Annotated in this window: 14 protein-coding genes; 7 read left to right on the forward strand and 7 right to left on the reverse strand. The window is 49.2% G+C overall.

The features are described from left to right. The 7 genes from leuS to DSZ37_RS05095 all read left to right on the forward strand — a co-directional run bounded on the left by leuS (nt 1) and on the right by DSZ37_RS05095 (nt 6066). Nucleotides 1-2406: a leucine--tRNA ligase gene (leuS, locus tag DSZ37_RS05065; protein WP_109725863.1), complete on the forward strand. Its 2406-nt coding sequence runs from the start codon at nt 1-3 to the stop codon at nt 2404-2406. A 194-nt stretch (nt 2407-2600) separates the two neighbouring features. Beyond that, nucleotides 2601-2774, forward strand: a complete 174-nt coding sequence (gene rpsU, locus DSZ37_RS05070) for a 30S ribosomal protein S21 (RefSeq protein WP_009984057.1) — start codon at nt 2601-2603, stop codon at nt 2772-2774. A gap of 79 nt (nt 2775-2853) precedes the next feature. Further along, entirely contained in the window at nt 2854-3381 is a 528-nt protein-coding gene (locus tag DSZ37_RS05075; protein ID WP_109725864.1) for a YqeG family HAD IIIA-type phosphatase, read from the forward strand. 2 nt (nt 3382-3383) lie between these two features. Further along, the gene (aroQ, locus tag DSZ37_RS05080) at nt 3384-3815 is read left to right on the forward strand and encodes a type II 3-dehydroquinate dehydratase (protein ID WP_109725865.1); all 432 of its coding nucleotides are present in this window, start codon (nt 3384-3386) and stop codon (nt 3813-3815) included. Nucleotides 3816-3825: 10 nt separating this feature from the next. After that, entirely contained in the window at nt 3826-4890 is a 1065-nt protein-coding gene (locus DSZ37_RS05085) for an aminopeptidase P family protein (protein WP_109725866.1), read from the forward strand. A gap of 86 nt (nt 4891-4976) precedes the next feature. Continuing rightward, nucleotides 4977-5534 carry an elongation factor P gene (gene efp, locus DSZ37_RS05090; RefSeq protein ID WP_028521381.1) on the forward strand — a complete coding sequence of 186 codons (558 nt, stop codon included), beginning with the start codon at nt 4977-4979 and terminating at the stop codon, nt 5532-5534. Nucleotides 5535-5577: 43 nt separating this feature from the next. Continuing rightward, the gene (locus DSZ37_RS05095) at nt 5578-6066 is read left to right on the forward strand and encodes a CD1247 N-terminal domain-containing protein (protein WP_109725867.1); all 489 of its coding nucleotides are present in this window, start codon (nt 5578-5580) and stop codon (nt 6064-6066) included. A gap of 95 nt (nt 6067-6161) precedes the next feature. Here DSZ37_RS05095 and DSZ37_RS05100 read toward each other — a convergent pair whose 3' ends face one another. The 7 genes from DSZ37_RS05100 to DSZ37_RS05130 all read right to left on the reverse strand — a co-directional run bounded on the left by DSZ37_RS05100 (nt 6162) and on the right by DSZ37_RS05130 (nt 14516). Continuing rightward, nucleotides 6162-7256, reverse strand: a complete 1095-nt coding sequence (locus DSZ37_RS05100; RefSeq protein WP_146198162.1) for a hypothetical protein — start codon at nt 7254-7256, stop codon at nt 6162-6164. Between the two features lie 23 nt (nt 7257-7279). Continuing rightward, nucleotides 7280-7657 carry a hypothetical protein gene (locus DSZ37_RS05105; protein ID WP_146198163.1) on the reverse strand — a complete coding sequence of 126 codons (378 nt, stop codon included), beginning with the start codon at nt 7655-7657 and terminating at the stop codon, nt 7280-7282. Between the two features lies 1 nt (nt 7658). Then, nucleotides 7659-8228 carry an ANTAR domain-containing response regulator gene (locus DSZ37_RS05110; RefSeq protein WP_109725870.1) on the reverse strand — a complete coding sequence of 190 codons (570 nt, stop codon included), beginning with the start codon at nt 8226-8228 and terminating at the stop codon, nt 7659-7661. A gap of 8 nt (nt 8229-8236) precedes the next feature. Beyond that, entirely contained in the window at nt 8237-9532 is a 1296-nt protein-coding gene (locus tag DSZ37_RS05115) for a glutamine synthetase family protein (RefSeq protein WP_109725871.1), read from the reverse strand. Nucleotides 9533-9801: 269 nt separating this feature from the next. Continuing rightward, complete coding sequence (locus DSZ37_RS05120; protein ID WP_109725872.1) at nt 9802-10587, reverse strand: hypothetical protein; 786 nt, start codon at nt 10585-10587, stop codon at nt 9802-9804. A gap of 34 nt (nt 10588-10621) precedes the next feature. Then, a complete protein-coding gene (ychF, locus tag DSZ37_RS05125; protein ID WP_109725873.1) occupies nt 10622-11716 on the reverse strand; it encodes a redox-regulated ATPase YchF in 1095 nt (364 codons plus the stop codon). A 61-nt stretch (nt 11717-11777) separates the two neighbouring features. Then, on the reverse strand, nt 11778-14516 hold the full coding sequence (locus tag DSZ37_RS05130) for a GGDEF domain-containing phosphodiesterase (protein WP_109725874.1): 2739 nt from the start codon (nt 14514-14516) through the stop codon (nt 11778-11780). Nucleotides 14517-14697 lie beyond the last annotated feature (181 nt).

The raw sequence follows: 14697 nt of genomic DNA on the forward strand, positions 1-14697 counted from the left end.
ATGAGCAGATATGATTTCTCATCTGTTGAAGCCAAATGGCAGAAATACTGGGACGAGCATGATACCTTCAAGGCGTCCGACGACCACAGCAAGAAGAAGTTCTATGCGCTGGTAGAGTTCCCCTATCCTTCGGGACACGGAATGCACGTCGGCCACATCAAGGCATATTCGGGACTTGAGGTAGTAAGCCGCAAGCGCCGTCTTGAGGGCTACAACGTACTTTTCCCCATAGGCTTTGACGCCTACGGTCTCCCCACGGAGAATACAGCTATCAAGGAGAACATCCACCCCAGAATAGTTACCGACAGAAACATCGAGAAGTTCACAAATCAGCTCCGTACAGTAGGCTTTTCCTTTGACTGGTCCAGAGTAGTTGACACAACAGATGAGAGCTACTACAAGTGGACACAGTGGATATTCCTGAAGATGTTCGAGAAGGGTCTTGTATTCCGTGACAAGACTTCAGTAAACTACTGCCCCAGCTGTAAGGTAGTTCTTTCCAACGAGGACTCACAGGGCGGCAAGTGTGACGTATGCCACAGCGATATCATTCAGAAGACCAAGGAGGTATGGTACCTCCGCATCACAGAGTACGCCGACAAGCTCCTTGAGGGACTTGAGACCGTAGACTACCTGCCCAACGTAAAGCTCCAGCAGCAGAACTGGATAGGCAAGTCCACAGGCGCATTCGTTGATTTCAAGATAAAGGAGCAGGACGAGAAGCTCCGCATCTACACCACCCGTCCCGATACACTCTACGGAGTTACCTTCATGGTAATCGCCCCCGAGCACCCCATTATCCAGAAGTACCGCGACAGCATCGCAAACATCGCAGCACTGGACGATTACAAGGCAGAGTGTGCAAAGAAGAGCGAGTTCGAGAGAACACAGCTTGTCAAGGACAAGACAGGCGTGAAGATCGAGGGACTGACAGCCATCAACCCCATCACAGGCAAGGAGATACCTATCTACATATCCGACTATGTAATGATGGGCTACGGCACAGGTGCTATCATGGCAGTTCCCGCACATGATACAAGAGACTATGACTTCGCAAAGAAGTTCGGCATAGATATCATCGAGGTCATCAAGGGCGGTGACATCACCAAGGAAGCCTACACAGGCGAGGGCGAGCTTGTGAACTCAGGCGAGCTCAACGGACTCACCAACAAGAAGGACGCCATAAACAAGGCTCTTGAGATACTTGAAAAGCTTGGCTGCGGCGAAAAGGGCGTACAGTACAAGATGAAGGACTGGGCATTCAACCGCCAGAGATACTGGGGCGAGCCCATCCCGATAGTACACTGTGACACCTGCGGAATGGTAGCCGTTCCATATGAGGAGCTTCCTCTGAGACTGCCCGAGGTGGAGAACTTCGAGCCCGGTACAGACGGTGAGAGCCCTCTTGCAAAGATAGACAGCTTCGTAAAGTGCAAATGCCCCAAGTGCGGCAGGGACGCACGCCGCGAGACCGATACGATGCCTCAGTGGGCAGGTTCATCATGGTACTTCCTCCGTTACTGCGACCCCAAGAACGACAACGAGTTCGCATCACAGGAGGCACTGAAGTACTGGATGCCCGTTGACTGGTACAACGGCGGCATGGAGCACGTTACAAGACATATGATATACAGCCGTTTCTGGCATAAGTTCCTCTACGATCTGGGACTGGTACCCACCGCAGAGCCTTATGCAAAGCGTACCGCACAGGGACTTATCCTCGGACCCGACGGCGAGAAGATGTCCAAGTCAAGGGGCAATGTTATCGACCCCAACGATGTAGTTGCAGAGTACGGCGCAGACGTACTGAGACTGTATGTACTCTTCATGGGCGACTACGAGAAGGCAGCACCGTGGAGCGAATCCAGCATCAAGGGCTGCAAGAGATTTGTTGACAGAGTATGGTCGCTTCAGGATATGCTCACAGACGGCACCGAGTACACAGAGGGACTTCGCTCCAACTTCCACAAGACCATCAAGAAGGTAACAGAGGACATTGAGGCTATGAAGTTCAACACAGCTATCGCAGCCCTCATGACCCTCATAAACGATATATACAACGCAGGCTCCATAAACAAGGCAGAGCTGGGTACATTCTGCACACTGCTCTATCCCTTTGCGCCTCACATCTCCGAGGAGATATACAACAGCGTATTCGGCACAGTTCTCAGCGAGCAGGGCTGGGTAAGCTATGACGAGGCACTCTGCAAGGACGACACCATCGAGATAGTTGTGCAGGTAAACGGAAAGCTGAAAGCAAAGCTGAATATCGCAGTTGACGCCGATAAGGATTCCGTTATCGCTCTGGCACTTGCAGACGAGAAGGTAAAGGAAGCAACAGACGGTAAGAATATCCTGAAACAGATATATGTACCAAATAAACTTGTTAATATTGTTGCAAAATAACGAATTTTTTTCGGGCGAAAAAAAAGCTTGACAATCGTCCGAAAATATGGTAAACTTATAGTATATTCTTTATGACTAATTATAGTATATCTGCTATTTATTGGGGTATATGCTGACTGACACCCGCAAGGGTGATTAGTATAGAGCTACGGAGCCGAGCTCCGAGCAACCTCTGAACAAGGGAGGGAAATTTAGTGGCAGAAGTTCGTGTTGGCAAAAACGAGTCTTTAGACACAGCTCTTAAGAGATTTAAGAGATCATGTGCAAAGGACGGCGTAATTGCTGAGGTTCGTAAGAGAGAGCACTACGAGAAGCCTTCGGTAAAGCGTAAGAAGAAGTCTGAGGCAGCTCGTAAGCGTAAGTATTGATCTTGCGATAATGATTAATGTTGATAAAAGCGGGCTTAGGCTCGCTTTTTCATTTGTATGAACGGAGTTGACAAATAACTTGGGCCTTATACATAAAATTACAGGGACCGACGTGGATTTTGCCTTCAGAAGAACGGTGGATATCAGTCCCGCCTTTCTGAAGAAGCACGGTATAAAGGGGCTTATCCTTGATGTGGACAATACCCTTACCACCCATGACAATCCCGTCCCTGCCGAGGGGATAAGGGAGTGGCTTGACAGCATGAGAGCCGAGGGGATAAAGCTGATAATAGTCTCAAACAACCACCCCGAGCGTGTGAGACCCTTTGCCGACCCGCTGGGACTTGATTTCGTCAGCGACAGCGGAAAGCCCCTGAGAAAGGGCTACAAGGCGGCTATGAAGAAGATGGGGCTGAAAGCCTCGGAGACCGCCGCAGTGGGGGACCAGCTCTTCACAGACGTATGGGGAGCCAACATATCGGGCGTGACCATGCTCTACGTTGAGCCAATGGAGCTTGAACCAAAGAGCAAGAGGTTCATAAGGTTCAAGAGGGTACTGGAAAAGCCCTTCCTGCCGAAGAAATTTGTTGAACTTGCAAAGGAGTAAATATGGTAAAGAAGATACTTGTTATACACGGTCCCAATCTCAATCTGCTGGGAGAGCGCGAGCCGGGAGTCTACGGAAACCTGACCATCGACGCCCTCAACAGCAATATAATCGACCGTGCAAAGGAACAGGGTCTGGAGTGCGAGATATTCCAGTCCAATCATGAGGGAGCCATTATAGACAAGCTCCACGCCGCAAGGAACACCTTTGACGGTGTCATCCTCAATGCAGGTGCCTATACACACTACAGCTATGCTATCCGCGACGCTATCGCAGCCATAAAGATACCTGTTATCGAGGTACACATCAGCAATGTATTCGCAAGGGACGGTTTCCGCTCGAATTCTGTCATCGCACCCGTATGCAAGGGCAGCATAAGCGGATTTGGCTTCGGCAGCTATTATCTTGCAGTGCAGGCTTTTTCGGAGCTTTAAGAGGTGCTGCATGACCAGATTTGACAGACTTTTTGAAATATTTGAGGGCGCAGACTGCGTACTCATAACCTCTGACATAAACAGGCGATACTTCACAGGCATGAAGTCCTCCGCAGGAGTGATACTTGCATTCCCCGAGAAAGCGTACCTGCTCATAGATTTCCGCTACATAGAAAAGGCAAGAGCCACAGTAAAGGACGCCGAGGTCATCGAGCTGAAAAAGCTTTACCCTCAGCTCATGGAGCTGCTGAAGAAGCACGGCGCAGAGTCCGTTGCAATTGAGTCTGAGACCATGACAGTCAAGGAACTCAACGCCTACGAGCATTTCTTCACAGACCTGACCTTTGTCTGCAATGACTCTCTCAGCAACGCCATAGCCGCGCTGAGAGCCGCCAAGGACAGCGAGGAGATAGCCTGCATAAGGAAGGCTCAGGAGATAGCTGAGAGGGCTCTGGAGGAGCTTATGGGCTTTATAAAGGTGGGCGTCACCGAGCGCGAGATAGCACTTGAGCTGAACCGCCTGATGTTTGCCTACGGAGCAGAGGACCTTTCCTTTGAGACAATAGTCCTTTCGGGTGCCAATACCTCAATGCCCCACGGAGTCCCCTCCGACAAAAAGGTAGAGAGCGGCGATTTTGTTCTCATGGACTTCGGCGCAGTATATAACGGCTACCACAGTGACATGACCAGAACTGTCTGTGTAGGGGAGCCCACCGAGGAGATGCGGAAGGTATACGACATAGTGCTCAGCGCACAGCTTGCGGGCATAGAGGCTGCCAAGGCTGGCATACTGGGCAGCGACCTTGACAAGGTGTCCAGAGACATCATCGAAAAGGCAGGCTACGGCAGCTGCTTCGGACATTCGCTGGGACACGGCGTAGGCATGGAGATACACGAAAAGCCCAACGCCTCACCGAATTACAAGCTCCCCCTTAACGAGGGCGCAGTAGTGACGGTGGAGCCCGGTATATACATCGCAGGAAAATTCGGAGTCCGTATAGAGGATTTTGTCATTTTGACCGAAAACGGCTGCGAAAACTTGACAAAAAGTGCAAAAAATCTCATAACTTTATAAGAATATCGCTTTAGGTATTGCAAAAATTCCTGAAATGTGATAAAATAAAGTATCATATTAATTTGAAAAATACGGAGGTATTTATAATGATTTCAGCAGGAGATTTCAGAAACGGCGTTACCTTTGAGCTTGACGGACAGGTTGTTCAGGTCGTTGAATTCCAGCACGTTAAGCCCGGTAAGGGAGCTGCTTTTGTAAGAACTAAATACAAGAACGTAATCACAGGTTCAGTTGTAGAAACTTCTTTCAACCCCACAGCTAAGTTCCCTACAGCTTTCGTTGAGAGAAAGGATATGCAGTACAGCTACAACGACGGCGATCTTTACTACTTCATGGATCTCGAGACCTATGAGCAGGTACCGATCAGCGCATCTATCCTTGGCGACAACTTCAAGTTCGTTAAGGAAGAGATGATCTGTAAGATACTCTCATACAAGGGCAACGTATTCGGCGTAGAGCCCCCCAACTTTGTTGAGCTGAAGGTCACACAGACAGACCCCGGCTTCAAGGGCGATACAGCTACAAACGCAACAAAGCCTGCAACACTTGAGACAGGCGCAGAGATCAAGGTTCCGCTCTTCATCGACGAAGGCGAGATCATTCAGGTTGACACAAGAACAGGCGAGTATATGTCAAGAGCATAAGCTCCCGTTTAACGAGATACTATTTTGAGAGGAGGAGCTTGTTATGAAGCTTACCGAGAAAATGTCATATTTACAGGGACTTATCGACGGTCTTGAGATCGACGCATCTACAAAGGAGGGCAAGGCTCTCATCCAGATGTCAGAGGTAATGTCCGAGCTGGTGCTCTATGTTGAGGACCTCCAGTCACAGGTAGACGAGCTCACAGAGCTCTGCGACATCCTTGACGAGGACCTTGGTGCAGTTGAGGATGATTTCTATGAGGACCTTGACTGTGACGAGTGCGACGGTGACTGTGACACCTGCGACGAAGATGACGACTGGGACGATGATGACGATTTTGACTTCGATGACGAGGACGATGAGCTTTATGAGATCACCTGCCCCACCTGCGGAGACACGATTCTCCTTGACGAGGGCATGATCGAAGAGGGATCAATAAACTGTCCTAACTGCGATGAGCTCCTTGAGTTCGATTATGATGATCTTACTATCGAGGACTTTGAGGACAAGGACGAAGAGCCCGAGAAGTAAGAGATCGCAAAGGATCGTAAAACAGGCTGCGGATAGCGATTATCCGCAGCCTTTATTTGTAACGGAAAAGCCCCATGGTCAACCACGGGGCATTTTTATTTCTTTACATTTTTCAGATGAAGGAAGACAATATAGGCTTCCTGACCTGCTTTAAGGTCGAAGCTTCCGACCTCATACTCATCATTTAAATCCATGAGATCATATGTATCAAAGGAGCGGCTGCTGCCCGAACCGCGGCAGATACCGAGTTCCCGATGGATACCGTGGGTATTTGGCGCGATGGGGTCAATAGCAGACTTAGGAAAGAAGATATTCACTTCGCAGTCATGGCCGCATTTGAAGGAGTAGGCTTTTGAAGCTGTCTCTGCGGTAAAGAATTCATCGTTCCATTCAGAGCCGTTATCGGGGACGACCTCCCTGACGGTAACAGCACTGCTGTTCTCGTTCCTGATAAAATAGGACATATCTCCCACCTGTCCGAGGGAGTAATCCTCATGGACAGTTCCGTTGTTGCTGATGATCGTCCTGCACTCCGCATGAAAGGGGAGCATGGAGCTCTGGTCGTACAGTCCAACGTGATCCTTATCCCGATAAGAGACCAGAACGATCTCGTTATTATTATCTTCGCTGAACAGGTATTCGGGCAGGTCCTTTTTCTTAATTGAAGAAATATCCGTATTCACATATTCTGCAAGGACTGAGCAGCGGCTCCTGCTGAAAAACTCCTCGGGAGCAGAAGTATCGAAGCTCTCCGAATACATATTGATACATTCATTTTCTATGGGATCAAAGCTTGTCTGAACCATTCCGCCTTTCAGCGTAAGCTGCACAGGCTTGCCAGTTATATCGGCGATGGCAGTACAGAAGTAGTCCGCAATGTCCTTGCTCTGGTAATTGTCACTTCCGTCAGTATTATCTGTTGCACCGTCTATATACACACCGAAGTCACGGCCATCGTGGTTCATACGGACGTATACCGTAGACAGGGGAGTAGAGTTTATCCAGCCATATTTTCTTTCCTGTTCTGCACTTCTGACCTCAGGAGTAAAGCCGTACTTGTCCTCAATATATTTAACGGCATTGGACTTGGCTGTGCTGATATACTGCTTGTTCAGCTTTTTTTGCTCTTTGCTGTCACAGCCTGTAAGCACGATGGCAGCCATGACGACTGATAAAATTATTTTCTTCATAATAATTGCTTATTGTAAGCTGTTTACTTTTGTTTTGACGGAATATGAGTAAAAATGTAAAATGCCGCCGCAAAAACGCCTATACCGATACGGACGGCTATGAATCTTGTCTTGACGAACCACACAAAGAGCAGCACGATTACTGTCAGGAAAATAAACAGGCATACCAGCATAAATATACTGTTTGAGGCGACGATCTTATCAACATTTGTGTCGATGATCTGACCGTTTTCGACGGTTATTTCGATGGTACTGCCCACATCGACTATCATGTGGGTACCGTCTTTGTATGTAGCAGTCTGCTTTGTGCCGTCTTTTTCGTACTCACAGGTAAACACCGAAAGCTCAGACTCGCTGTCCTTTTGTCTGTCGGTAATGACGGCAATGAATTTTTCGCTCATATCATTCATACTGAGCAAGTATGCGGACCGCAACTTCAAGACGAGTCTGGCGGTTGTTCATAGCCTGCTTTTCGATATATTTATGAGCCTGAGGCTCGGTGAACTTCAGGTACTTCATCAGCGTAGTTTTAGCGCGGTTTATGGTACGCATTTCCTCTATTCGGCTGAGAATATCGGAGCTTTCCTTTTTTACGCCTGCCATGCGGACTCTTGCGGCGATGACCAGCCTTATGGTGCGCTGGAGAAGCTCTCTTGTGACAGGTCTTGCGAGGACGTTTATACCGCTGTCTGAGACTCTGTCAGCGATCTCGTCGGAAACATCGCTGCCGCAGATAAGTATGATACCTGCTGAAGTGTTATCGGCGATCATTTCCGCAAGCTCCTGACCGAACTCATCGGACAGGGGAGTATTTATGATAACAAGTTCGGGCTCAGTATCATTTTTGACGAGCCTTCTGGCTTCACTTCCGCTGACAGCCGAAGCTATCCTGCCGCAGCCCTCTATTCTGAGGAGCTGCTCTGCAAGCTCCGAGACCTCATTATTGGCGGAAACAATAAGTGCTCTTTCCATTTATTCCCTCACACAAACTTGAAATAGGACTCTTCCTCGAATTTATCCTTATCCGCTGCTTTTCCGTAATCCTCTATCTGCCTGTCAAGCTGAGCGAAAACGTTGTTTCTTATCTCCTTGGAGAGATTTTCGATGACGAATACGCTCTTTTTAGCGATAGCGGCAGCCTCCTCCAGAGTAGAGGGCAGGGGCTGGAACAGGTCGCAGTTCTCACCGCTGTGCATAGTGCTTTCAAAGAGGGAGCAGTCATTGGACTGTATACCCTCGATACCTGCGGCAAGGATGAGCTTGAAAGTGATATAGGGATTGCAGCAGGCGTCTGCTGAGCGAATCTCGATACGGGGAGAGATGCCCACAGGCTTAGGTACTCTTATGAGCTGAGCGCAGTTCTCGGAGGACCAGTTGACGTACTTGGGGGCATAACCGATGCCGAAGCGCTTGTAGGAGTTGGTGGTGCAGTTGAGGAAAGCGGTTATTTCTCTCATTCTGCGGAGAACGCCCGAAATGAAGCATTTTCCCTCGTTAGGCATAGCATTTATATCGTCCCCGAAGATATTCTCGCCGCCCTTTTTAAGGCTTATGGAGATACTGAGAGCGCTTCCGTGCTCATCGGGGAGAGGCTTGGGCATAAATGAAGCGAAAAGACCGCTCTGAGCCGCAATTGACTTAACAACAGTCTTGTAGTGGACCATGTTGTCGGCGGCTGTGATAGGTTCGCTTTCGCGGAACTCTATCTCATTCTGAGCAGGACCGTGCTTATGACATGAGCTTTTGGGGCTCATACCCATTTCCTCAAGGGAAAGGCATATCTCGCGTCTTGCGTTCTCGCACTTATCAAGGGGGGCAACATCGAGGTAGCCGCCCTTGTCGTGTGGAATCTTGGTAGGCTCGCCGCGCTCGTCCAGCTCAAAGAGGTAGAACTCACATTTGGTACCCATTTCGCATGAATAGCCGTCCAGACGGAGCTGATTGATGTAGTTGGTGAGCTCAGTACGCATATCGCCTACATAGTCGCTTCCGTCGGTGTTTTTGAGAGCGCAGAAGAAGCGTACAACGCGGCCTGACTTAGGTCTCCACGGGAGAACGGAAAGAGTAGAGATATCGGGGACGAGAAGCAGGTCGGAGCAGCCCTCCGCAATACATGAAGCGTCAAAGGGGATGCCGTACTCAAATGCTCTCGGAAGCTCATTTGGCATTATAGCAACATTCTTGAGATTACCGAACATATCGCAGAAGGTAAGTCTGATGAATTTTACGTCATTCTCTTCAACGAATTTAAGTATCTCTTTAGGAGAAAAGCTCATTGAAAGACCTCCAGTTATAATTATTCAGGGAACAGCGTCATTGATGTTCCCTATACAATAAGCTATTACAGTTATAACATACAAATAATGCTCTGCTGATTTGTGCAATATGCAGAACATATGTTAATTTTTTATGATATACAACGGAAAATCATTGTTTTTATGCTGTTTTTTGCCCACTTATGAAAGGGGTGATAAAAGGTACTCCGCATATGAAAAAGGAGACCGCTCATACAGCGCTGTATTTATGATACGAACTGACGTCAGTATCACACAGAAAGCATAGCACACACAAATATAAAAATGGAAATGAATATGTGCAGCTTGCACTTTGAAATTGCTTCCATCAGAGCGAGCTGCTTGGCGTACATTCTGTACAGTATACCCACAGTTGCAGGCATAAGAACGCCAATGATAGAAAAGCCTGGCACAGAGGAATTCAGTGCCATAAACAGGATAAAGATACCGATGAATTCCAGTATCAGCACCTCAGTGACGAGCATACCAAAGTTTCCGCCCTTTTTAGCGGTGGAGTCCTGAGCATCGGCATTGGCAAAGAGGGCGTCAAGCTTGTCCTCGGCATCGCTGAGCTTTTGTGAAGTTTCATCCGGATCGGCAGACGCTTTCTTTTTATCGGCGAAAATATCGCGGCTGAGCTTGCTCGGAGCCTTGCTCTGCGATTTTGCGCTTGCGAACATAGCCGCAACTCTTGCCTCTGCCTCCGAGACCTTATCTGTCTCACTGACAGCTTCGGCGGAGTCAGCCACGGTATCCGACGGGATATCTGCGGATGTTTCGGAAACTGCTGTTTCCGCTTTCGCAGGAATAGTCTCCTCACGGGGAGGCGTGTCCGCAGGCACCTTGCTCTCCTGCTTGACAGGCGGAACAAAGGGCAGAACAGGAGCCGTATCCTCATTGCGTGAGCTCCTCTTTTTTACGGGACGCTTGTTTTGGGACTTGGCATTGGCGAACATAGCTGCAACCTTTGCTTCAGCCTCTCTTATTCTGTCAGCCTGCTGCTGATCGGGAGTGGTATTTACGGCGTTATCCTGCATTTTATCCCTCCTGCTGCGGTTTTATTGATGTGACTTATACGTTGAATCTGAACAGAACTATATCTCCGTCCTGCATAACGTACTCCTTGCCCTCAAGGCGCACAAGCCCCTTTTCCTTGGCGGCAGCCATGCTTCCGCAAGCCATAAGGTCGTCGTAGGAGATGACCTCTGCACGGATAAAGCCCTTCTCGAAGTCGGTATGTATCTTACCTGCTGCCTGAGGAGCCTTAGTGCCCTTGGTGATAGTCCATGCGCGGACCTCCTGCTTGCCTGCGGTGAGGTAGGAGATAAGACCGAGGAGCGCATAGCCCTCCTTGATGATACGGTTGAGACCCGATACCTCAAGACCCAGCTCACTGAGGAACATAGCCTTGTCCTCGTCGCCCATGTCCGAGATCTCAGCCTCTATCTGAGCGCAGATAGGCAGAACAGCGGAGTGCTCCTCCTCTGCCAGCTTGCAGACAGCCTTGTAGTTCTCGTTAGTGTCGATATTGTTTGTGAAGTCATCCTCGCTGAGGTTAGCAGCATAGATGACGGGCTTAGCGGACAGCAGGGGAGTAGACTTTATAAGCTCCCTCTCCTCGTCTGTGAAGTCGAAGCCTCTTGCGGACTTGCCGTTTTCAAGGTGTGACTTCAGTCTCTCGAGGAAGTCTATCTCCGCAAGGTACTTCTTATCTCCCTTGGCAGCCTTCTTTGCGCGGTCGATACGTCTGTCCACCATTTCGATATCGGAGAAGATAAGCTCCAGATTGATGGTCTCGATGTCGCGGAGAGGGTTTATGCTTCCGTCAACGTGGATGATATTTGGGTCCTCGAAGCATCTTACAACGTGAACGATGGCGTCCACCTCACGGATATCCGCAAGGAACTTATTTCCCAAACCTTCGCCTTTTGAAGCTCCCTTTACCAGACCTGCGATGTCAACGAATTCCAGAGTTGCGGGAGTGAACTTATCAGGCTCATACATTTCAGCCAGCTTGTCCAGTCTCTCATCGGGGACAGAAACTATACCCACGTTCTTTTCGATAGTGCAGAAGGGATAGTTTGCTGACTCTGCACCTGCATTGGTGAGAGCGTTGAAAAGAGTGCTTTTGCCCACGTTGGGCAGACCTACCATACCAAGTTTCATATTTATTCTTACCTTTCATATCATATGTTTCCCCGCCGATAAAGGCGGGGAGAAATAGCTTTTAGTTGCTTGCGTAGGTTGTACGCTTGTTGTTTACCAGCGAGCTAACGTTTGAGTTCTGTATCTGGACATCGCCGTTTTCCGTGCCGATATCCTTTGGATTGCCGGCATTGACCACCAGTGATACCTGAGAGTCGATGATGGTGACATTTCCTGTTCCTGCGGCATCGCCGATACCCGTAACGTCGTCGCCCTCGGAGTCGATAGAGATAACAGCGTCCCTTATCTTGGTGTTGACACTGCCCTTCATGGCACCGATAGCGGAGTGCTTTGCGGAGCGCATCTTCATGTCTATCTTGCCGTTTTTGATGTAGATACTGCCCTCGCCGTCTTCAAGAACGCCTATGCCCACAGCCTGAGCGCCTGTGCAGGTCATTACGATATCAGCACCCGTGCTGATAGTGGAAATGCCCTTACAGCTTCCGATACCCGTTACGCGGTTGCCCGATATGGTTATATCCATTGAGCAGTCCTCGCCGATATCGATATTGGCGTCGCCGTTGAAGCTTCCCACGGCAAGACCGTTGTGGGAGTACATATATATCTTTATCTTGCCCGAGCGGAGATTTATCTCCGAGTCGTCATCGTTATAGCCGCCGCCGATACACATGGACTCAACGCTGTTTGAGATTATCTCGAGAGTACCGCTGAAGTCCACGGTGATATCGCCGTAGCCGTGGTCGTAGTCGTTGCCTATGCCGATGCCCTCCGAGGCGTAGCAGTCGATAGTGAGGCTGCCCTTGCCGTTTAGCTCGAACTGTGAGCCCATGGGGACGTAAATTCCCGAGTAGCCCAGCTTGTTTGCCTTTACAACGGTGAGCACCAGTCTTGCATATTCGCCCACGGATATAGTGGGCTTGCTGTTGCCGCTGGTTATATTGCAGTTTTTCAGCGTAAGCTCACAGCTGTGATTGTCCATGATGGAAATGTTCATCTTCACGGGCTTGTCGGGATCGCCGACGATGGTGAGCTTGCTCTGATAAACGTGTATATCGGTATATTTTTCGAGTGCCAGCTTCACAAGATCCAGCTCTGTATCGTTCTGAGCGGCGTATATCTTCTTTACGCCCTCAGGACGGGTCTCAAGGTTGGTTCTGATTATTTCGTCCTTGATGTCAGCTGATATGCTGTTGAGGAACAGGGGCTTGGGCTTGGAAGTGTAGTAGCCCTGAACCAGATCAACACCGAGACGGATAACGGTCTTCAGCTCCTGAAGGGTCTCAACTCCCTCAGCCAGTGATTTCAGCTGATTATCGTGGCAGAACTCTATGACAGATGTGACCAGCTGCTGCTTCTTCAGATCATTGTGTATATCGCTGATGAGAGAGCGGTCTATCTTGATGTAATCGGGGGAGTAGTGCAGCAGGTTTGAGCTGTTGGAATAGCCTGTGCCGTAGTCGTCGATAGCCAGCATGGCTCTTGCAAAGCCGCAGCGCTTTTTCAGCGTCTCTATGCCCTTTGCGGAGGAAGCAGACTCCTCCACGATCTCGATAACGGTCTTTTCAAGGAGCTCGCCGTAGGTAAGGTAAAGTTCGTTGAAGTCCTCGTCGGTGAGAAGGTGATTGGGCAGGCAGTTTATGAACAGCTTTCTGTTCTCGAAGATCTGCTGATTATCGCTGAGAAGCTTCATGGTGTTGAAGAATGTGAGCTTCTCGATGGCGTAGAGGTCATTCTGAGCCTCGCCGATCTTTAGTATCTGCTTCGGAGCCATTTTTATATCGCCCACAGTTCTCATGAGAGCCTCGTAGGCAACTATCTCACCTGTCTGGGTCTCCACGATAGGCTGGAGGTAGTAGGTGAGCAGGTTTTCCTGCACTATGCGCGAGAAGGTCTGTGCATTGCGGTATGAGTCCTTTTCGCGGATGTAGTTCTCCTCGGAGAACCAGTTGATGACAGAGCGTTTGTCTGTTCTGGCTTCAAAGAGGGCAAACTCGGAATAGTTCACCAGCATATTGAAGTCGGAAGCCTCCTCGGGGAAGGAAGCACAGCCTATGGACAGGCTTATTCGGCTCTTATCGGAGATATCTATTATCTCGCCGAAGTCATCGGTGAGTATGCAGTTCTGTACAGCCTCGTCCATGCTGTTGAGGATGTTGTAAATGCTCATCTTGTCGCAGTCGCAGAAGAACACGCATATCTCATAGTTGGACTTTGAGCCGATAATGAGCGTATCGCTGGCGAAGCTTTTCAGTGCCTCCGCAACAGATGTGATACAGCTGTTGGTGTTGTCAACAGTGAGGTAAGAGCCCAGCTTGTCTATGCCGTTTATGTAGATAGTTGCAAGGCAGGCGTGCTGTATCTCGGGAAGTATCTTCTTTATCTTCTGTGAGAAGGACGGATAGGAGGGGAGTCTTGTGATGGGGTCGTACTCCACGAAGGACTGACGCTCGTTGATATCGGTTATCTGGCGTGTGAAGTCCTGTACGAAGCCCAGCCACTCGTCGCTGCTCTCATAGATGTTCATTTTTATGTAGCGCGAAGTGCTTCCGTCGGTGAATTTATATATATGCTTCTGTCCTTCAACAGGACTTTTCGATATCTTCTCAAGAAGATTGAAAAACTCGAATTCGTTGATCTTTTCACTCGGGCATCCGAGCATATGACAGGCGGCGGCATCAAGGTAGGCTGCCTTTTCCTTTGCGATGTAGGTAAACGCACCTATATTGCCTACAAACTGCTGGAATACCTGCCAGTCATGGCTCAGCGCGGGAGGAGTTTTGCTAAAATCAAATATACTCATGCTCGCTCCTTATACCTTGGGGCTGCAGCGCACCGCCGCAGCTTGTTTCCCCCTTGTGTACCTGCTTTTTTTACGGTCAGCAGGTGACCGTGATAACGTACATATTTATACATTTTTATTATACTACATCGCAGCCCGAATGTCAATAAAAAAGCCGCCGTTAACCGTGATACTCGTACAG

Origin of the sequence: Ruminococcus flavefaciens, assembly GCF_900116855.1 — a bacterium.
Lineage (GTDB): Bacteria > Bacillota > Clostridia > Oscillospirales > Ruminococcaceae > Ruminococcus > Ruminococcus flavefaciens_R.